Below are 21,227 nucleotides of genomic sequence, written 5' to 3' on the forward strand. Positions count from 1 at the left end.
GTTTGAGGTCTACTTTTCTAACTTAAGGAATTTAATTCCTGTAGCAGTAAATCGGACAATTCTTCTAGGGATAAATCTTCTTCGTTGAGGGGATCAAGATTGGTATCTTGATTTGCTCCTATTGCTAAGGGTTTTAAACTAAAGTCAAGGTCAATAACTTCAGCTACCAGATAATCAACCAAACTGGTCACTGTTGGATATTTAAAAGTGATAGTTGCCGCCAGAGATTTACCTAAATCCTTGGCTAAACGATTTCGTAATTCCACCGTCATTAAAGAATCCATTCCCAACTCAAAAAAACCTTGGTCAACTTGGGTAAATTCTCTAGCCGGAATAGCGAGAATTTCCGCTACAATCCCTTGAACATGAGCAGTCAAAGCCGCAAAACGCTCCTCAATTGGTACTGTCCTTAAGACATCAATAAAATTATTGTCTGGGGTTAATTTTGGGGCTGAAAAACTTTGGAAATCTCGTAATAAAGGCGGAATTTTTTGATTCTCGAAACTGTTAAAAAAGCTATTCCAATTGAGAGAAGCGACAGTTACCTGTGTCCGAGAAGTCGTCAGCAATGTTTCGAGGAGATGCAAACATTTTTGGGGATCAAGAGGGGTAAAACCCTGTTTAATTAGCCTTTTTTTCGCTTTTTCGCCTAAATTTTCGGCCATACCACCCTCTGCCCAGGGACCCCAATTAACGGTCAGGGCCGGCAGTCCTTGCGCTTGACGATAATGGGCTAGACTATCTAAAAAGGCATTAGCACTAGCATAATTACTCTGTCCAGAAGACCCTAACACCGAGGCCATCGAGGAAAAATTAATAAACCAGTCTAAATCCACTTCTTGACTGAGGAGATGCAAATTCCAAGCGCCGAGTATTTTGGGGGAAAAGACGCGCTCAAATTTCTCCCAAGTCTGTTTGGATAAGCTGGCATCCTCTAACACCCCGGCCGTGTGAATAATGCCTTTTAAGGGGGGTAACTGTTGCTCGATTATCTCAAAAGCCCGACGCATTTGGCCAAAGTCGCTAACATCGGCGGCAAAAACTTCTACATTGGTTCCCTCTTGTCGCCATTGGTCTATAATTGGTTGGGTTTCTGGAGTTATTCCCCGGCGACTCAGTAAGACGAGGGATTTTGCTCCTTTTTTCCTTAACCAATTAGCCACTTGCTGCCCTAAGGCCCCTAGACCACCAGTAATAAGATAGGTGGCATTTTCGGCAATTTCTCGGTTTTTTAGCGACGATTTCGGGATAAACCGCCCTAAACGAGCCACATAGCTCTGGCCTTGCCGCCAAACGATTTGATTTTCCTCCTCCGAACTTTGTAAAGATTGGAACACCTCTAGGGCTAAGGTGTGGCTATCCTGAAATTTATCTCCATCTAGACACAGACAGCGCAATTCTGGGTGTTCTAGGGCAATAGTCCGTCCTAATCCCCAGAGGGAACTTTGGGCAAGGGCAATCACTGTGGGTTGAGAAGGAATGTATTGAGCCGATTGGGTGACAATATAGAGGCGAGGAGAGTAATTAACCTCTATTTTGCCTAGTTCTTGCACTATTTCCAGCAAAGTTCCACAAATTCGCTCCTGAGTGACGGCTAGGTTTTGATTATTTTCTAAAGCTTGGTCGTCATCGATTCCCCAGAGATAAATTAGACCTTGATAGGGTTTTTTGAGGAGATATTGCCAAGTCTGGCGATTCTTTTCGGTGATAAGTTGGCATCTATGCCCTTGTTGCAGCAATTTTTCGGCTAATTGTTGCCCCACTCCCTTTTTGTCAGCAAAAATTAACCAATCTCCTGTTTCTGTCCAATCCATTCCCGTCAAGTCCGTGGCTTGCCAAGTAATTTCGTATAAACTATCCTTGAGGTCGTTGGTCTGGGAAAAGAGGGTTTCTGGCCGGGCCTGTTGAAAAGTTAATCCGTCAATTTGGCTAATTAATTGACCCGATTGGCTGAAAATAGTCAAATCAGCGATTAAGATGCCGTTTTGCAAATTGCTATGGCTGAAGCGACCATGACAGTATATAGATGTGTCCTTAACTCCCGAAAAGGTCAATCGGTCAATATTAGTGGGAAGATAGGTGCTATTCCCTGCGGGAAATAGTGCCGACATAGCGTGAAAGCAACCATCAAGTAAGACAGGATGTAGCTGGTAATCCACCGCTTGCGAGAGTAGATGGGAAGAAAGTTGAATTTTTGCGACAATTTCGGACTGATTGCGGTAAAGTTGCTGGATAACTCGAAAACTTTCCCCGTAGTTCACTCCTTTACTTAAACAGTCCTGATAATGCTGTGCAATTTCGATTTTTTGGTGACAACGGTTCCGGATATCTGTCCAATTGCAGCTGGGTAAGTCCTGGTTTTCATTGGTTAAATTACCGGATAGATGCAGTAGGGAAACTTCCCCTTCCCCAAGACTGAGAATCTGAAATTGTCCCCCCGCTAGTAAGCTTAACTGTACCTTTTTACTCTGGTTGTCTGAGAAAATTAAGGGTCGATTCAGACTCAATTGACCAATAGTAAACTGCTGATTGGGATATTGTTGACCAGCTGCCACTATAATCATCTCTAGATAGGCCGCGGCTGGGAAAACTACCTGGCCAAAAACTTGATGTTCTTGCAGATAGCTCGGAGAGCAGGGAGAAAGAGAGGATTGATAGTGGACATCCTTTGACCCCAATAGATGCAGCGGTTGCTGTAGGAGAGGGTGGAAAGCTGCCGCTACTGTCGGGGTTTTTAGCTGAGAATCAATGTAATCTAACCAATAGCGTTTTCTTTGGAAGGGATAGGTCGGTAAGGGGATTTTTTCGCGTAAATAATCCAGGTCGAATCCATTCCAGTCAATTTTGACCCCTTTTACATAAAGGGTTGCTAAACTTTGGAGTAGGGTTTCCCAATTCGACTGTTTTGGGGATAAACTAGCTAACCAGAGACCTCGGTCGGGGAGATTTTGCTGACCTAGGTTAATTAAGGTGGTTTTGGCACCAATTTCTAGGAATATTTCCGTATTTAACTCTCCTAATCTTTCTATACCTCGGGCAAACTCTACGGGAGACAGTAGATGATTAACCCAATATTGGGAAGTTGCTATCTCTGCATCGATAACATCCCCAGTCAGGTTAGAAATAAGGGGGAGACGCGGGGAATTATAGGTGATAGTTTCGGCAATCTTGGCAAATTCCCCCACCATACCCGTCATTAAGGGAGAATGGAAAGCATGGGAAACCCCTAAAGTCTGACTTTCAATGCCTCTCTGATTGAAGTTAGCGATTAAATGGTTAATAGCCTCAGTTTCGCCAGAAATGACCGTATTTTCTCGACTATTGACCGCAGCAATGGTACAGATGCCCCTAATCTTCCTCAGATGATTGGTCACGGTGTCGGAATCGGTAAAAATTGCCGCCATTATGCCGTTTTTCGGTAATGTCTGCATTAAGCGTCCCCGATGGGCAATTAACTTCAAACCGTCTTCTAAGCTAAAGACTCCCGCTAAACAAGCGGCCACATATTCCCCTAAACTATGACCGATGAGAGCATCGGGTTTCACTCCCCAAGATAACCAGAGTTGGGCGAGGGCATATTCCAGAGAAAATAGGGTAATTTGACTGTAAAAAGTCTGATTAATCAACTGACTGGTTTTTTCGTCCCCATATAACACTTGCAGTAAGGATTTCACCCCATAGCTCCGTAAAATTTCGTCACATTTCTCTAAAGTTTGGCGAAAAGTCGGTTGCGTTTCGTAGAGTTCCCTAGCCATTCCGGGATACTGTGAACCCTGTCCCGTACACATAAAAGCCAGTTTAGGGGCTTTTTTCGAGGTTAAAAGACTTTTTTGACCTGAAAAGCGATTTTCATCCCTAATAAAGTCTTTTAAAGCTTGCTCAAGCTGTTTTTGAGCCAGAAAGGGAATAGCTAAACGATGCTCAAAATGCGATCGCCCAGTATTAGCGGTATAGGCCAGATTTGCCATGACCGTCTGGGAATTTTGACCTAAAAAATCGTAGTAGCGTTGAGCTAATTCCCGTAAGGCTGGCTCACTTTTCGCCGAAAGGGTAATTAAATGACAAGGACGTTCTAAATGAGGTTTTTCGTCACCAAGCCGCTCAAAATTGCTTTCCTCAACGATTAAATGGACGTTAGTGCCACTCATCCCAAAAGCGCTCACTCCAGCCCGTCGGACTCCTTCTCTGACGAACCAAGGGGTAAGAGTGGTGGGGATTTTGACCGGCAGTTTTTCCCAGGGAATATAGGGATTAGGGTTCTTAAAATGAAGATTAGGGGCGATTTGCTGATTTTGTAGCTGTAAAACTGTCTTAATTAACGCCGCAATTCCCGCAGCTCCTTCCAGATGCCCCATATTAGTTTTCACGGTTCCCAAAATCAGGGGATTATCTTGGCTATGACCCTGGCCATAAATTTTCCCTAAGGATAAAACCTCGATGGGATCTCCTAAAGATGTACCTGTACCGTGAACTTCGACGTATTGCAGATCTTTAGGTTGAATTTTCGCTCTTTCGAGGGCTTGTCTGAGTAAAGCTTCCTGTGCCTGACCATTGGGGGCGGTTAAGCCATTACTTTTTCCATCGTGATTGACAGCCGAACCGCGAATTTGGGCGAAAATAAGATTGCCATCTCGGAGAGCATCACTGAGACGTTTTAAGACCACGACACCGCAACCTTCGCCGCGACCATAACCATCGGCCGAAGCATCAAAGGTTTTACTGCGACCCTGGGGAGAAACGGCTTTTAATTTACAATTACTAATCGCAGTGGCCGGGGTTAACATCAGATTCACCCCCCCCGCTAAAGCGAGATTGCATTCTTGGCCGCGCAGACTTTGACAGGCCAAATGTACTGCCAAGAGGGAGGAGGAACAGGCCGTATCAATTTGCAGAGTCGGACCGTGAAACCCAAATAGATAAGAGATTCTGCCGACGGCAATAGCGCGACTGGTTCCTAAACTGTTGTAAGCATCAATGTGATTGACTACGCCTTGATGAAAACATAATTGGGCATAATCATCGCGAAAAATGCCCATAAATACGCCAGTTTGACTATTAATCAAACTTTCGGGCGCAATAGCCGCATTTTCTAGGGACTCCCAACAGACTTCTAACAGTAACCGTTGTTGCGGATCCATGGCGGCGGCTTCCCGGGGTGAGATGCCGAAGAAAGCCGGGTCAAATTCGTCAACTTTGTCTAAAAATGCCCCTTCCCGACTATACATTTTCCCCGGAACATCGGCATCTTGGTGATAATAGTCGGCAATATTCCAACGTTCTAGGGGAATTTCTGTTACTGCATCGATGCCATTAACCAATAACTGCCAATAACTTGCGGAATCATTGACTCCTGCGGGAAAACGACAGCCCATCCCCACAATAGCGATGGGTTCGGTTTGCGCTTTGACCATTGCATCGAGGTGTTTGTATTGTTCTAAAAAAGCTTGTTTTTGTTGATTCATCTTCCTAACAACTCTTGTCTTGTTATGTCACGTCACTTTCATCTCAGGTTATGCTTGGGAAAAAGTCACGGATAAGCGGGAAAAACCTTGATACTGTCGGGATGGAAAAATTTAGTGGCATAGTCACAATTGTCCCCGTGACTCCGAGGTGGGGGATAGGTTAAGGGCAATTAGCTATCCTATCCCCACCAGCGATTAACTAAAGAAGGCTGAGATTTCTTCTTCGGATATTTGGGGCAAAAATGCTAAACTTTCGCCTTTTTCTCGATTATTTGCCGATTCAGCCGCAGTATTGCTTTGATTAATCTGGTTAGCTAAATATTCTGCCAAACTATCAATAGTGGGATAATTCCAAACAATGGTGGCTTCGACGGGGATTCCCGACCAATCGGCAAGATCTTGGGCTAATTCCACGGCAAAAATTGAATCTAAGCCAAAATCAGCAAAAGACTGGCTGGTTTGGATAGTGGCTGGATTGACCTTTAATTTCTGGTGTAACCAATTACCTAACCATGTTTCCACCTTTTCGGGAGTTTGTTGGCTAAGAAGGGACTTTTTCGGACTAGAGGGGCTATTTACTCGGTTCTGCGTCGGTTGACTAGCAATTTCGACCAGAGAAGTTTCAGCTTGAGGATGAGTCTGTTTAGCTTCTGGTTCCAACGTCAATAACTCGTCGAGTTGATAATCGGAACCCTCTAGACGTTGTTCGATATCATCAATAGATTGAGTATAATCGAGGATACGATCGCGGATAGTTGCCACCGAAGAAGCAAAGTTTTCTTCGGGTGTTCCCCGGAGAGCTTTCTGCACACATAAATCAAACTGCAATTGACTCCAAGCTAGGGCATGACTGTACTTTTCCCCGGGGTGAATTTGGGCCATTTTCGCCGTTGTTGCTACTAAAGCGGCGTAACAACCCAATTCTCCGATTAAAGAATAGGCCCAAGCTAAGGCGGCAGAACGATCACCCCAGAGATTAGACTGGAGACAACGCTGATTAATAGATTGGGCGGTGCTGTGGAGTTGCAGGGCAATCTCGGGCGCTTCCAGAACTTTTGTCAGAAATTCGCCTAATTTGTCCGTATGGGTGATACTTTTGCCCAAAAAGATTTTCAAACTTTCGTTAGGACCTTCGCCAATTCGTAAAACTCTGGCATCCCGGAGAATTTGCGGGGCAAGATTAGTTTCCATGTAACCTCTACCCCCCAGCATCTGAACGAGACTATCGGCCGCTTCCCAGAGGTAATCAGCCCCCGTAATCTTGGCAATAACGGCCATTTCCCTGGGAACGGCCACTTTTTGGTCTAAGGCGGTGGTGATACACTTTAAGAGACTGGACAAGGCCACCGTAGCCCCAGTTAAATGATCAAAACGGGCTAAAGTAATCGGACTTTCTAGCAATTTACCGGTAGCGATCGAACGACGGCTGGCATAACGTAACATTAATTGTAAACAGCGTTTCATGCCGCCAACTCCCATCATGCCAATACCTAAACGGGCATAAAGTAAAGCATCGTCGGCGGGTTCAGTGCCATTGCCCAATTCTCCCAGCAATTGCTCTTTAGTGACTAAAACATCCTCAAAATAGATGGCATTTTGCATAATTCCCCGTAATCCCATAGTTAGGGATTCAGGTCCCAAACGCAGACCGGGGGTACCTTGACGGACAAGAAAACCTGTCAAACCGTTATTCCCCGGTTCTTCCGAATCAAGCAAACGGACAAAAACATTAATCATTCCGGCCCAAGCGGAACCATTCCAACGCTTAAGGCCGCGAATTCGCCATTTATCTCGGCCATCCGGCACTGCAACGGTACTAATTGCCCCGATATTCGCTCCTGCTTCCGGTTCCGTCATGCCAAAGGAGGATAATTGTCTTCCTGTCGCTAAAAGAGGTAATAACTCTTGCTTGAGGGAAATAGTCCCGTAGTTGAGCAGCGGACGGATACCTAAGCTGTTATTGAGACTCACCATCGTCGCCAGAGTTAAATCAATGGCGGCTAATTGTTCCATCACCTGCAAAAAATTGCGATTATTAAGGGCTATTCCCCCGTATTCTTCAGGAATCTGCATTCCCATCAGTCCTTGATTGCCAAAATCCATGACAATATAGGGCGGCACACAACGACGGTCATCAATCAGATGGGAATTAATGCGAGTTTTGGCGTAATCTCGCAACCAAGTCAAGATTTGCTCGGTTTTTTCTTGACTAGCGGTTGTGGGGTCAGCTTGGTGACTGCTGAGGGGGGGGGTTAGCGTCGGCATAGGGGATGAAATTAGTGGAAGTTGCTGGTTTAAATACTGTTGACGGCAAGCGTGGCGTTGAATTTTGCCGCTAGAAGTTTTGGACAGAGATGCGGGTTTGATAAAAGCGATATCATAAACTTGCAATTCGTGTTCTTGAAAAACCGCTCGACGAACTGCTTCTAGGGCTTTTTGCTGGTTAAAACGGCGAATTGCCGTTCTTTCTACCTCTTGAACTAGGACTAACTTTTCTTCTGCCTCGATTTCTACGGTAAAGGCGGCAGTTCCACTGGGGCAAAAGTCGGGATAGCATTGTTCTACGGTCTGTTCGATATCCTGGGGATAGTAGTTACCACCGCGAATAATCATCAGGTCTTTCAAGCGTCCGGTGATGTATAGTTGACCCTGATGAATAAAACCTAAATCCCCTGTACGCAAATAAAAACCCTGTCCAGTATCGGCGATAACTGCTTGAAAAGTTTTTTCTGTAGCTTCGGGATGTTGCCAATAGCCCTGAGCAACGGTTTTGCCTTTCACCCAAATTTCTCCCACCTGCTGGGAGGGACAGCGTTGACAGGTTTCAGGATTAACAATGGCAATTTCTGTGTCGATTTCTGTTTGTCCACAACTGACTAAGGATTGAGAATTTGGGCTTTTTTCCGTAAAAACGATTTGATGACGGTTTAAAGCGGCTTTTTCAACCCAGCAGATTTGAGGAACTTGATTTTTCCTGACAGCAGCAACTTTTAAGGTGGCCTCGGCTAAACCATAACCCGGACAAAAGGCGGCAAACTCAAAACCACAGGGGGCAAATTTACGAGCAAATGCGCTCAAAATTTCCATTCTGACGGTTTCTGCTCCATTTAAAGCCACTTTCCAGCTGCTTAAGTCTAAATCCGTTAGCTGCTCCTCTTTAATCTTGTCAAGACAACGTTTATAGGCAAAATTAGGGGCGGCAGTGTGGGTGGCCCTGTATTTGCTGATGGCATTTAACCAACCGAGAGGACGTTGTAAAAAGGAAACCGGGGACATGAGATAACAGGGAAATCCTCGATAAAAAGGCAGTAAAATGCCATAAATTAGCCCCATATCATGAAAAGTTGGCAACCATGTCACCATAACGCTCTTTTCATCGTGTTCCCAACCTAAATCTAAATCTCGGAGGTTGGTCAAAAGATTCTCGTGATTGACCATCACTCCTTTGGGAGTCCCCGTGGAACCAGAGGTGTATTGTAAAAAGGCTAAGGTCTCTGCTTTTATCTGAGTGGGGTGGTCTTCGGCTAAACTTTTGCCGATTAAGCTATCCGTAGCTAGAAAGGGAATATCTCTGTCTAGTTGCCTTTTTAATTGGTCTAATTCCGATTGTGTGCTTAAAAGTAAGCTTGCTTGCGAATTATTAATAATAGAAGTTAAGCGAGCCATCTTTTGGTTTTTCTTGGGCAAATTGACTGGAATTGCCACTACTCCTGCTAATAAACAGCCGAAAAACCCAGTAATAAACTCTAATCCCGAAGGGTATGCTAATAAAACTCGTTCCCCCGGTAATAGGATGGATTGGAGACTATTGGCAATCGCTTGCGCTTCCAGAAATAATTCCCCGTAGGTAAGGCGTTTTTCTTCGGTTTCGCCATCGACTAAAAAGGTATAAGCCGTTTTTTGGGGTTGGTATTGGGCGCGATAACGAATAATATCGACTAAACTGCTTATTTCTGACAAATTAAGCTTAGTATCTAAACAAAGAGTCATTTTTTTACTCCCTATTATTAAATGGAATCGAAGACAAAGATTTAATCCTCTCGCACCGGGAAAAGTTCCTGGTGACGGGGGGCGACTAGAATTCTAGGGGTGATTTGGGCTTAAATTAAAGGTTTCTCCGTAAATTTCGCCATAGCAGAGCTTCTGAGTCCCAAAACGTCCCCCATACTCGCTCAAGGGTTCATCGGCGTATCCCAAGGCTAAGAGACAACAGACATCGACCGTATCGGGAATTTGGAAATACTCGCGCAAGGGTTTAGCCACAAATCCTTCTAGGGGACAACTATCCACCCCCAAGCTTTGCGCCGCTATCATGAGATAAGTAACCGCAATCATAACTTGTCGGTTGCTCCAAGCTTCTGGAGACTGATAACAGGGTTTAAATTGGAAAAAAGGCGGAATGGCCATGTGCATGAACTTGGCCCGTTTTTCGGAAATCGTCCCCTCTTGTTTTCCTAACTCAATTACTTGATTAATGTAACCACGATGGTTAACTTGGCGATCGCCACAACAGATTAAAACCACGGGTGCATCGACTAATTTATCTTGTTCAAAGCCGAATTCTCGCAATTTTGCCTTATTTTCTGGTTCTCTAACCACTATAAATCGCCATGGTTGCAAATTATAACTAGAGGGAGCTTGGAATCCTAAACGAAAAATTTCGGCTAAAATTTCTTCGGGAATGGCATCGGTGCGAAATTTACGAGTAGAGCGTCTTTTTTGAAATATTTCAGCAATATTCATCATCTAAACCCTTTTATGAGACGTTTTCAACGGTTTAACCTAAAAAACTTTCGGGAATCGCCGGTCCCCATTGATAGAGAATATCTAACCCCCCGGCGTGAAGTTCTGGCTCGGTGGTTTGCTCGAAAAGGTCCCCATCGGTAAAATGTTCAATGAGGCTACCGAAAGGATCTTGCCAATAGTCAAACACTTGACTTCCCAACAAATGGCGACCAATACCCCACACAGGAGTCCATCCTTTTTCTCGTAACCAATCGTGGCCGATTTTAATAGAGTCAAAATCTTGTACCTCGAAGGCAGTATGATGGACTTTGGGGTGAGAACCTTGCAACATGGCGATGGTGTGATGATCAACCCATTCGTCTCCCCGTTGACAACGAAGAAAACCCCCGACTCGTAAACTGGGATGGCCGTAATAAATTAAATCTGTTGCTTTTAAGCCAAAAGTCTGCTGATACCAGTGATAGCTTTCCTCAAAGTCTTTGACATCAATAGCTAGATGACCTAGACGTAAAATAGGTGCGGGTTCTTTTTTCGGCCTTTGGGTGCGACCTAAACGGGTTTTCCGACTAGCGTGATTCCATTGCAAGGGTTCAGGAATCGGCAAAGGTTCCACTTCCTCGATACCATAGACCAATTCTAGGTTAAAACCGTTGGGGTCAATAATTTTGATGCGCTGACCACCGCCGGGGGTGAACAGGGTTTCCACCGGAGAAGCGGAGGCTAAAGTGGCTAGTTCATGTAAGACAGATTCTGATGTCGCTTCTAGGGCAAAACTAACAAATTTAGCTTCTTTTCCCCATTCTACGACATAGACAAACTGTTTTTTGCCTCTAGCTCGCATATACAAGGCTGTATCGGTTTTAACTGCGGTAATCAGGCCAAAATCCCTCAAAAAACGTTCGCACAGGTCTAAATCCGGATGTTGATAGGTAACGTAGGCAATATCAGCAATTTTAGTCATAGTCGGTCATCCAGTGGAGTTTGTCTAATTCGGCACAAAATAGCCAGACAGATATCGGTCAAAGTGCTGCCATAGCAAGGGGAAAAAGACTATTAAGAAAATCTGAACTTTGTTGTGGTTGATTATGGCATTGTGGGTACACCCACAGTCAAAGGCTAATTTTTCTTGCCCTCAATTGCTATCCCAGACTGGAGTTTGAGTAACTTGGGGGTGGAGAAAAACCTTGGGGAACTTCGGGGTTTTGCGGAAAATTTTTTTGAGAGATGTGGTCAAGGTCGTCTAGAAAAATCCGCTATCGTTGCCATAACGGGAAATTCATGTTACTACTTGGAAATACTTGGATGGTCAACAGCCACAACCACCAGGCCCGCCAAATAGGGCTAAGTGGGTAGGTGAAAAAACTCATAAAATAGCCGAGAAACCTTTGTGGAGGATGAATCAAACCTTGCCAGCACCCCTAAAAATCGATTCGCTTGGATTTAGCGCACGCCGTTAAACAGGGGAGCGAAGCTTGCACTCAAAAAGGAGGATAGGAAAATCACTGTTTTAAGTTTATTCCGTAACCAAATCATTACTTAAATTTTTCAATTACCGGCAAAGTCCTTAATTACTAAACTTGAGATAATGTCTAGAAAAGTTACCTATGGGGATATTCCCAGACAAAGAACCAAATATCTGCTTAATGCTCTGTTAAAGTTTGCTAACTACGAGGTGGATAATTGTGAAAATCTAGCTATTAAATTTAGCTGGATTAATGAGAAAGAATTAAAAATTCAAGCCGAACTTAATGCTTTAGAAATGCTGACCGAAAAATGTGGTCAAAGGCTGGAGTTATGGCAAATTCGGGATGCTCTAACGGAATATCTTAACGAAAAGTTTTTAGGTATTTTGGAAGATCATCGTCTCAATAATCAAGGGAAAATTCGTACTTTTAAAATTACTTTTTGGCAAAGGGGTCATGATATTTTAACTAACCTAAGGAGCTTTGATCAAGAGTGGGCAAACAAAAGTAAACATCAATCTCCCGCAATTGCTGCTATTTTCTCCTCTTTAGATGAGGAAAAACAACAGGATTATCAGACCTATATTAAGGATTATGTAAAACGTCCACCTCTGGAGGAAAATTGTCTCAAAGTTCTTCAGCAAGAACAATCGTTGCTAAGAATTCGCGCACCTCATAATAGTGGCAAAACCCGTTTAGTTAATTGGTTAGTCCATCATCTCAAACAAGATAATTATCAACCAGTTATCATTGATTGTGAGGAGGAAAAAGCTACTATTGCCCTTAGTTGTGAAGACTTGCTGCTGTCGATTTGTCGTACCATTACCCAAGAATTAAAGATTAACGAATCTCTTCTCGATAAATTTTGGTCTCGTCCCGGAACTCCTGCCCACAAAACTCGACGATATTTAGAGGAATATGTTCTCCAACCCAGCGCTAATCCTCTGGTTTTTGTCTTTGAAAAATTTGATACAATTTTGGAAACTGAAACAATCGGTAATGAAATTTGTGGTATTCTCAGAAGTTGGCATGAAAGACGTTCCCAACCTTGGCGGAAACTGCGCTTAATTATTATTCATTCAACGGAATTTTATAGCAACTACGATTTTTATGCCTCTCCCTTAATTGGTGTAGGTTATGTGGCTAGTTTATCGGATTTTAATGCGGAACAAGTTCTCTCTTTCGCTCAAGTTAATGGCATTAATTGGACGTTATCAGATGTTCACAAGGTCATGAACTTAGTGGGAGGTAATCCTTATTTAATTAAGTTAATCTTGGTAAAATTGCAGGAAGGGAATTCTCTAGAAAAGGTTCTAGATGATGCCTTGCAGGGACGAGAGCCATTTCAAAGTCATTTTTTCCTACTGATGAGATATCTGAAAAGTAATGCTAACCTACGGAATATTTTTAGGCAAATTCTTCAGAAAAAAGCTCTGACTCCGGCTCAAATGAAAGGAGAATCTGTCCAATTTTTGGAACGATTGGGACTGATCGACAAAAATTATGATACCCTAGAGGTGCGTTGCAATTTGTATCAAGTATATTTTGACGATTTGCTTGATTAGTCTCCTTGAGATTCCCAGTGAAACTGAATTGATTTTTCAAGTTTTGCTTCTAACTTACTCTTAACCCTCACAGTAATTGGTTCTCGATTAGATTCGGATTCATTATCTACAAACCTGAGAGAATTGCCTGAGGTCAAACTGGCCGAAAGATTGAGGTTTTCTAAATGTTCTTGTATCAACTCTAAAGAAATTTTATTCTGGGATTGCAAGGCTCTAATAGCAGCTATAAATGATTGGACTGCATCATAACTGGTAGCGGTTCGCCAACTAATATCTTCTTTCCATAAAGCTTGAGCATCTCTGACAAAATTTTGGGACTTAATTAGATGGGAAAACCAAGGCACAGCCAAAACTAAATTATCAATAAATTTACCGCTATCAACCAACATTTCATGTTCATACATGGAATGACTCCCTAAAAGAACTAGCTTATTTTTCAGTTCTGGAGTGGTGCTGGTATTTAACTGTTCAAGAGTATGGGATAATTCTACTACCACAGAAGCTGATTCCAAACTGGGAAATAAGACAATTCCTCTAACTTGATCTTGGGAAAATGCTTTTAAAACTTCTGCGTCAATATCTAGGGAAGATGATAAATCAATTACTTTAGTGATTTTACCGCCTTTTTTTTGGAAAGCTTGATGAAACTCTTGAGTAAGTTCTTGGCTATCAATCTGGTTAGAATTATTAAAAATAATTACTTTATCTAGATCATGTTGGCTGGCATAATTAGCTAAAGTTTCACCAATTTTTTCATTGGTGATAACGGTTCTAAAAAAGTATTCACTCTCAATTACATCCGAGGAACTTGTCGAAGAAATTAAAGTAATTTTGGCTCTTTCATAGATAGGTAAAGCTGCTAAGGTGGCTTCACTAGAATAATGTCCAATTACTCCAATAACTTTGGGGTCTTTAACGATTTCCTTGGCGACTATCTTAGCAACTTTTTCGTCATTATTATCATTGGCAATAACGATATTTAAAAATAAATTATTCGCACTTGTCGGTAATTGGCTATTAAATAAATATTGTGCTTGAGCAATCCCTTTAAGGATTTCTTGGGAAATTTCATTTTTTTTGCCACTGGGAATAACCACCGCCAAAGTAACATAATTATTACTTAAATAAGCGATAGCATTATTATAATAAATCAAGGTTTCTGCATCTTCAGGATGAGCAAGATAGGCTTTTTTGAATAAATGTTTAGCTTCCAGATAATTAGCATTTTTAAAAGCTAAAATACCCCGATCTTTATAAAAATTTTCCTGTTTAATAAGTAGCTTTTTTTCGCCTTGGCTAAATAGTTCAGGCTCCTTAGTATAGGGAATTTTATAAAAGTAAGGTAACAGCCATGACTGGTAGAATCCCAACCCAAGTAAACCTGTAACAATGCTAGTAAATATTCCCGCTGCCAACATAAATAAACGAGATTGTTTTTGACGAGTAATGCTCTCAGATGCGGCTAAAAAACGATAATCGATACTATCTAATTCTTTATCTTCTTGCCATTTTTTAGATTCCTCTAACTTTTTACCTGTCAGTAAACAATTTGTATCGGTAAAATTTGAGTCTTCCCACTTAGCAATTTCCGATTGATAAGGACGACTAGCTGCTAATACATTATATAACCATTTTTGATTAAAAATTGCCTGATAAATAGCATTAGCCACTCTAAGATAGCCCTGATTATCGACGATAACTAATCCAGATAGTAATAATTCATCATGTTCTGGTGTGTTACTAGCTTTCACCAATTTACCTTTTAAAAGGTTGGCATAAACCCTTAGTAAATATCCTTGATCAGGATGATAAATCAGTCGCTCTCTTATACTTGATAAAAAAGCAGGTTCATCTTTTTTTTCCCAGTTATCAATAATGTGTTTATAAACAAAATCTCGCATCCAGGCTGATAAGAGAGACCGAGGTATTGTAACTTTAAACTTGGCAATTAAATAACACAATTTTTGAGTTAGAAAAGGTTGACCATTAGTCCAGCTAAAAATTTCTTGTAGAATTTCTTGAGGGGAAACACCCAACCCTTCTAGTCCCTGCATCAAGGGTTGACAGTTATCTTCTAACGACAGTCCATTTAATTCAATTGCTTTACCAATATTGAAAGGAGTTCTTTGACTATCTTGAATTAATTGATTGGGGGTAGCCGTGCCAATTAAAACAAATGAAATACGATTAAAATCTGCATTAATAACTCGCTTTTCATGACAAGACCTAAGGTAAGCAAAAAAGTCATCAGTAGCAAAAGGTAGTTTTCTAACCACATCAATTTCATCAATAAAGATAACAACACTGGTTGAAATTTTTCTTAATAAAATTTTTTTAATAAATTGTCTAAGTAACCCAACATTAGAAACAGATTGACTGGCGATCCAGGATTCTAAATCCGTCATGTTTAGTTTTAATTGTTCGGCAATTTCAATAATTAAGGAATGATACCAGCTAGATTGATCTACTGATGTCCCCAATTCATTTAAGTCTATACGGGAACAGGCTACTCCTTGGACTTCAATTTGAGTTTGGATGCGTACCGTCAAACTCGACTTGCCCATTTTGCGAGAATTGAAAATATAACAATACTGACTGTTCATCAGAGCTTGGTACAGTTCCAGATCAGCCCTTCTATCCACATAGCTTGGATCGGAAGGAGATAAGGTACTAGAAAACTTATAAACATTCTCGGCGGTTGCGTTTTCTTGCATATTTCGGTATTTTATTGACCAGATAACCAAAACTTGGGTAAGTAATACCAGTTTGAACTACACTAACCCCGGTGATAAATCCAGAAAAAACCGCGCTCACTCATAGCCGATTATTGGTAAGCTAGTTCTGCTCTGAATGAAATTGGCATATTTTCTTCGGGTAAACTCATCTAAGCTGAATTCTCTCAACTGCGCGAGTCCCCACCCTCAGCAACGGGTTCGGAAGAGACTGAAAAGTCTCCTATCCCCTAATTCCCTACTCTAAAGCGTAGATACGACCATCCATGAGCAGACGGGTGATCCCTTTCGCTTCCAGTTGAGCGTGAGCTTTTTCGATCAGGCGACCGTCGGGAACTTTAATCACTTTTTCCTTGCGCTTGGAGAAACGACGAGCGATGCGATGACTTTCAAAGATGGGGAGAGTGCGCTGTTGGATTTCCTGAGGGGGAACCTTACCCAATTCAGCAAAATCCTTGAGGGGACGGGTGATTAATTCGGCAGCGCGATCGATGACCAAGTAACAGGTTTTGGGAAAAGCCGCCGCCGAGAGGGGTAAGATCTGTAATTGGGCGGTTTTAACGATAGTCGGGCCTAAATAGCTCTCCGCTAGTTCCTCCTCATCTTCATCTTCATCTTCATCCTCCTCTTCATCCCAATCCTCGTCAAGCTCATCTTCCTCCTCCTCTTCCTCGATAGCTTCGACGAAAAACTCGTTTAAATTAGCGGTTTCTAGGGTCTTATCGCCATTAATTTCCGTGTCTTCCGAATTATCTGCTTCTGGCGGGTAAGCGGTATCCATTAACAGGGTTAATTGTTCCACAGAAGCGATCGGTTGCTCAAAAGCCTGCTCATCCTTAGCTGCGATGCGCGCTGCCCGAACACTAATCACCTCGATCGCTTTTTCTGGTAAATCCGCCGCCGCTCCCTCCTCCTCGAGACCGCGAGGATTGCGGGCCAAGCGTTTTTTCTGGATTAATTGCTCGTATTCCTCGCTAGAAAAAGAATTTTTGAGAAACCGACTGACCGTAGAACTACTCACGCCATAACGCTCGGCTAACGTGGAAGTGGTGGCCTCCGTTTCCCGATAAAGCTTAAGAATTTCTTTTTTCGTGGCATCAGTCAGTTTTCTTGGACTCATATTACTTATATAGTTATTTTTTAAGCGATAGGATATTGCCGATGGCTAGTCAGGGGGAACTATTGTCCTTGAGCGGATGTACTCTTAATCATAAAACGCTCTAGCCAATTAAAACTAAGCAATTCGTTTTCTAGTCCCTGTTCTAGTCTATCCTTGACTTCTGTTTCTCACCACTACTCAAAATTAAAAAATTGACGATGATATCCAGTGCTGCTAGTCAAAAAGCCTTATTAGTTCTGGCCGATGGTACAGTTTACGAGGGTTATTCCTTCGGAGCCAAGGGAACCACCGTCGGCGAAGTTGTCTTTAACACGGGGATGACCGGTTATCAGGAAGTCCTCACCGATCCCAGTTATGCTGGTCAAATCGTCACTTTTACCTATCCGGAATTGGGAAATACGGGGGTTAACCCCGAGGATGAGGAGTCAATTCGTCCCCAGGTGAAAGGAGCGATCGCCAAAAATATCTGCCACCGGCCCAGTAATTGGCGTTCTAGCCAATCCCTACCGGATTACCTGGCCGCTCATCATGTTATTGGCATCTATGGCATCGATACCCGGTCTCTGACCCGCAAAATTCGCTCGGTTGGGGCGATGAATGGGGCAATTTCTACGGAAATACTCGATTATCATGATTTACTGCGGTTGGTGCAGGCAGCCCCCAGTATGGCTGGGTTAAATCTCGTTAAGGAAGTAACCACCAAGGAAGTGTACGAGTGGACGACTCCCACCCCGTCCGCTTGGGAATTTGCGCCAATTGATAGTGATCAAGAACCGTTAACGGTGGTGGCGATCGATTTTGGCATCAAACGCAATATTCTCCGACGTTTAGCCAGCTACGGTTGTCGGGTGATCGTGGTTCCCGCCGACACTCCCCCAGAAAAAATCGCCGAATATAATCCCGATGGTATTTTCTTTTCTAACGGACCGGGAGATCCGGCAGCTGTCACCGAAGGAATTGCCCTAGCCAAGCAACTTTTGCAAGGAGAAAAACCCACTTTTGGCATTTGTATGGGTCATCAAATTTTAGGCCTATCCCTAGGGGCAGAAACCTTTAAACTAAAATTTGGCCATCGCGGGTTAAATCAACCCTGCGGACTGCAGCAACAGGTGGAAATTACCAGTCAGAATCACGGTTTTGCCGTGCAGGAGGCCTCTTTAAATCCGCAAGTGGAGATTACCCATCTCAACCTCAATGATCGCACCGTAGCGGGGTTAAAACACAAGTCTTTGCCCTTTTTCTCGGTACAATACCACCCCGAGGCCAGTCCTGGCCCCCACGATGCCGATTATCTGTTTGGCAAATTTGTTGATTTAATGCGGGAAGCAAAAAAGGATCGGTCGTAAATTTTTAGGATATACTAGGGTTTTGATTTTTACGGACCTAGGGCTAGGAGGGGATTATTCCAGAAGCAATTAACTTGACCGTCAGCTTGCGAGGCACGCGTGAGGTCAGAGATAAGTACCAAATTTTCCGTTTGACGGGTCTTTTAGATGCCTTTTCCGAACCGACTTTTTGTAAGGTGATCGAAGGCTATGTGGAGGAAGGTCCCAAGGATGTGATTATTAGCCTCGCTCAGATTGATTTTATCGATAGCTCCGGTTTAGGGGCTTTAGTAAAATTGGTGAAAAAGGCCAAAACCGAAGGGGGCAGTTTACAAATTGTTACCAATCCCCGGGTAACTCAAACCGTAAAACTGGTGCGATTGGAAAAGTTTTTTTCCCTGCAACCCACCCTAGAAGCGGCGATCGAATATCTAGAAAAAGCGTAAATCGTGGAATCTCCTCTCGAAAAACTTCGCTTACAGGTCAGTGGCCAGGGTTCACCAATCCTAGAGGGTCTTGACCGATTATCGCCTGCTTCTCTGGCCTATCTGGGGGATGCTGTTTATGAATTATACATCCGCACCTATTATTTACTGCCGCCCCAGCGTCTGGGAGACTATCACGCTCAGGTGGTGGGCAAGGTCAGGGCCGAACAACAGGCTTTAGATTTAGCACAACTGCAGCCCTATCTGACAGACCAAGAAAAAGAAATTCTGCGCCGGGGACGCAATGCGGTCACGGGAAAACGCCGTCGTCTGACAGCCCAAGTCTATCAGCAGGCCAGCAGTTTAGAAACCCTGTTCGGCTATCTTTATCTGCAAGACCCCTCAAGATTACATCAACTATTAGAAAAACTAGAATTATAGCCCTCAGGGACGATTCCCGACTTTACTCTTAATCCATGCAACCATGAGCGATCGACCATTTCGTGACAAGTCCGATAATCGTAATTCTCGCCGGCCCTCGCGGCCAAAAACCGGGCCAATTCTGGCTAAATCCCCAGCAGTAACTCCAGAAAACCAAGAAGCTGATGATCTGCTCTACGGTCGCCGGGTGGTTTTAACAGCCATGGAAGAGGAGCGCCAACTGAATCGGATTTGGGTGGTCAATCGACTCCGTTACGATCCCCGTTATCATACCCTTTTGGAAAAAGCCAAGGCCAACGGCACGGTAATTGATGAGGTGGACGATCTGCGTCTCGATCAGATTACCAATAAGGCCAATCATCAGGGGATTGCGGCCCAGATGTCCCCCTATGATTATATCGAATTAGCCGATCTAATCGAAAAAGCGAAGGGCAAAAGTCGCCACCCCGTCATCGTCATCGCTGAAGGGATCACGGATCCCCATAACCTAGGGGCAATTATTCGCACCGCCGAAGCTATGGGTTGTCAGGGGGTAGTTATTCCCCAACGTCGCGCCGCCGGGGTGACATCGACGGTGATGAAAGTGGCGGCGGGGGCTTTGGAATATTTACCCGTCGCTAGGGTGGTTAATCTCAATCGTGCTTTAGAGGAATTAAAAGCGGCCGGTTTTTGGCTCTACGGCACGGCGGCAAAAACTGGTAAATCTTTACACACAATCAATTTAACGGGTGCGATAGGATTGGTGGTAGGTTCGGAGGGAGAGGGTTTGAGTCTGTTAACCCAAAAGTCCTGCGATGAGTTGGTATCTATCCCCTTGGCCGGCAAAACCCCCAGTCTCAATGCTTCGGTGGCGGCGGCTATGGCTCTTTACGAGGTTTACCGTCAACGCTGGCAAAATTCCCCGGACTGAGAATCTGTATTTTTCGACACTCCCAATAGCCAAAAGGAGAAAGTATAAATAAAATAGGAAGGAAGTTTGCGAAATGTAAACGAACGTAACAAAACCACCAGAGTAGATTTAGATGGGGAACGAAATGAAAGAATTTTTGATTAGCTTACTCGAAAGGTTCGGATTAGCCTACTGGGTCGAGATTAAAACCGACTATCCCAGATGTACTTATTATTTCGGTCCTTTTCTCGCTAAAGACGAGGCTGAAGTCGCTCAAGCCGGTTATGAAGAAGATTTGAAAACAGAAGGAGCGCAGGGGATTAAATTGGATATAAAACGTTGTAAACCGAAAGATTTAACTATTTTTGAGGAAAAAGAAGAAAGTAAGCTCCTGAATACCCTAAAGGTCTTACGCAGTCAAGTTTCTTAACAATTTTCAGTAATCAGTAATCAGTGATCAGTAAACGGGTGCATCTCACATTTGCAGGAATACCGACAATCAGCAATTATCAGTGACTCTTAGATGATTACAAATATATCAGCAGCCGTCTGTAAGCATCCCACCGAAAAGCTGATGCGCGGGGGGTTTGGGCTAGGGTTGATTCATTTAAATTAAGTAGGGTTTGCTGAAAAAGTTTGTTGGTGGGGTTAGTAGCCGGTCGTCAGGAGTCAGTAGCCAGTCGTTTCAGGCTTTGTTGCCCTTCTTTTTTTGTACCAGTCTATGTACTACAAGAAGAATAATGTAAGGTTTTTGAATGTCCCAATCCTATATTCTTGCACTAACATCGGATTTTAACAGGTCACAAGCCTTATTTTAAAAGGGTTTTACCATTATTCAGCAAGCCCTAAGTACAGCTGATTTTGAGTCAATAAATTTGATCGAAGATTCTCAAGTTTATCTTTTTTTAATCAAAAGAGTTAGTCACAATAACTAATCTTTAATCCTCTACCAAATTTATTATAAATAAATTGATAAAGCTTGTTCCCAAACCACTAAAAGCCTATCTCTCTTGAAATTGTCTGAGAGTACATCCTGTTAATTTAGCTAATTTTTCTGCT

12 protein-coding genes are annotated in these 21,227 nt (G+C 43.2%); 6 read left to right on the forward strand and 6 right to left on the reverse strand.

The annotated features are described in order from the left end of the window. Window positions 1–17 precede the first annotated feature (17 nt). From IM485_RS05630 to IM485_RS05645, 4 genes are all read right to left on the reverse strand, one after another. Window positions 18–5,462, reverse strand: coding sequence for a type I polyketide synthase (locus tag IM485_RS05630; protein WP_287741841.1), 5,445 nt, complete (start codon window positions 5,460–5,462; stop codon window positions 18–20). Window positions 5,463–5,657: 195 nt separating this feature from the next. After that, window positions 5,658–9,452 (reverse strand): AMP-binding protein, encoded by a 3,795-nt coding sequence (locus IM485_RS05635; RefSeq protein WP_287741843.1) that lies wholly within the window; start codon window positions 9,450–9,452, stop codon window positions 5,658–5,660. A 93-nt stretch (window positions 9,453–9,545) separates the two neighbouring features. Then, a complete protein-coding gene (locus tag IM485_RS05640) occupies window positions 9,546–10,205 on the reverse strand; it encodes a nitroreductase family protein (protein WP_002741314.1) in 660 nt (219 codons plus the stop codon). 34 nt (window positions 10,206–10,239) lie between these two features. Continuing rightward, entirely contained in the window at window positions 10,240–11,169 is a 930-nt protein-coding gene (locus IM485_RS05645) for a VOC family protein (RefSeq protein ID WP_110578005.1), read from the reverse strand. A gap of 624 nt (window positions 11,170–11,793) precedes the next feature. On the opposite strand from IM485_RS05645, the gene IM485_RS05650 reads away from it, so the two are divergent. Continuing rightward, window positions 11,794–13,236 (forward strand): AAA-like domain-containing protein, encoded by a 1,443-nt coding sequence (locus IM485_RS05650; protein ID WP_110578006.1) that lies wholly within the window; start codon window positions 11,794–11,796, stop codon window positions 13,234–13,236. Here the strand turns inward: IM485_RS05650 and IM485_RS05655 are convergent. Next, complete coding sequence (locus IM485_RS05655; RefSeq protein WP_287741847.1) at window positions 13,233–15,950, reverse strand: AAA-like domain-containing protein; 2,718 nt, start codon at window positions 15,948–15,950, stop codon at window positions 13,233–13,235. The genes IM485_RS05650 and IM485_RS05655 overlap by 4 nt on opposite strands. A gap of 256 nt (window positions 15,951–16,206) precedes the next feature. Beyond that, entirely contained in the window at window positions 16,207–17,088 is an 882-nt protein-coding gene (locus IM485_RS05660) for a helix-turn-helix domain-containing protein (protein ID WP_287741849.1), read from the reverse strand. Between the two features lie 197 nt (window positions 17,089–17,285). Here IM485_RS05660 and carA point away from each other — a divergent pair, with 197 nt between their 5' ends. From carA to IM485_RS05685, 5 genes are all read left to right on the forward strand, one after another. Then, a complete protein-coding gene (gene carA, locus IM485_RS05665) occupies window positions 17,286–18,434 on the forward strand; it encodes a glutamine-hydrolyzing carbamoyl-phosphate synthase small subunit (protein ID WP_287741853.1) in 1,149 nt (382 codons plus the stop codon). A gap of 74 nt (window positions 18,435–18,508) precedes the next feature. Further along, the gene (locus tag IM485_RS05670; RefSeq protein ID WP_045360375.1) at window positions 18,509–18,859 is read left to right on the forward strand and encodes an STAS domain-containing protein; all 351 of its coding nucleotides are present in this window, start codon (window positions 18,509–18,511) and stop codon (window positions 18,857–18,859) included. A 3-nt stretch (window positions 18,860–18,862) separates the two neighbouring features. Beyond that, the gene (locus IM485_RS05675) at window positions 18,863–19,279 is read left to right on the forward strand and encodes a Mini-ribonuclease 3 (protein ID WP_002734315.1); all 417 of its coding nucleotides are present in this window, start codon (window positions 18,863–18,865) and stop codon (window positions 19,277–19,279) included. Between the two features lie 43 nt (window positions 19,280–19,322). Continuing rightward, window positions 19,323–20,189: a 23S rRNA (guanosine(2251)-2'-O)-methyltransferase RlmB gene (gene rlmB, locus IM485_RS05680; RefSeq protein ID WP_002741323.1), complete on the forward strand. Its 867-nt coding sequence runs from the start codon at window positions 19,323–19,325 to the stop codon at window positions 20,187–20,189. Window positions 20,190–20,301: 112 nt separating this feature from the next. Beyond that, complete coding sequence (locus IM485_RS05685; protein ID WP_104397146.1) at window positions 20,302–20,598, forward strand: DUF1816 domain-containing protein; 297 nt, start codon at window positions 20,302–20,304, stop codon at window positions 20,596–20,598. Window positions 20,599–21,227 lie beyond the last annotated feature (629 nt).

Origin of the sequence: Microcystis sp. M169S2 (genome assembly GCF_020245865.1) — a bacterium.
GTDB classification, from domain to species: Bacteria; Cyanobacteriota; Cyanobacteriia; order Cyanobacteriales; family Microcystaceae; genus Microcystis; species Microcystis ichthyoblabe_A.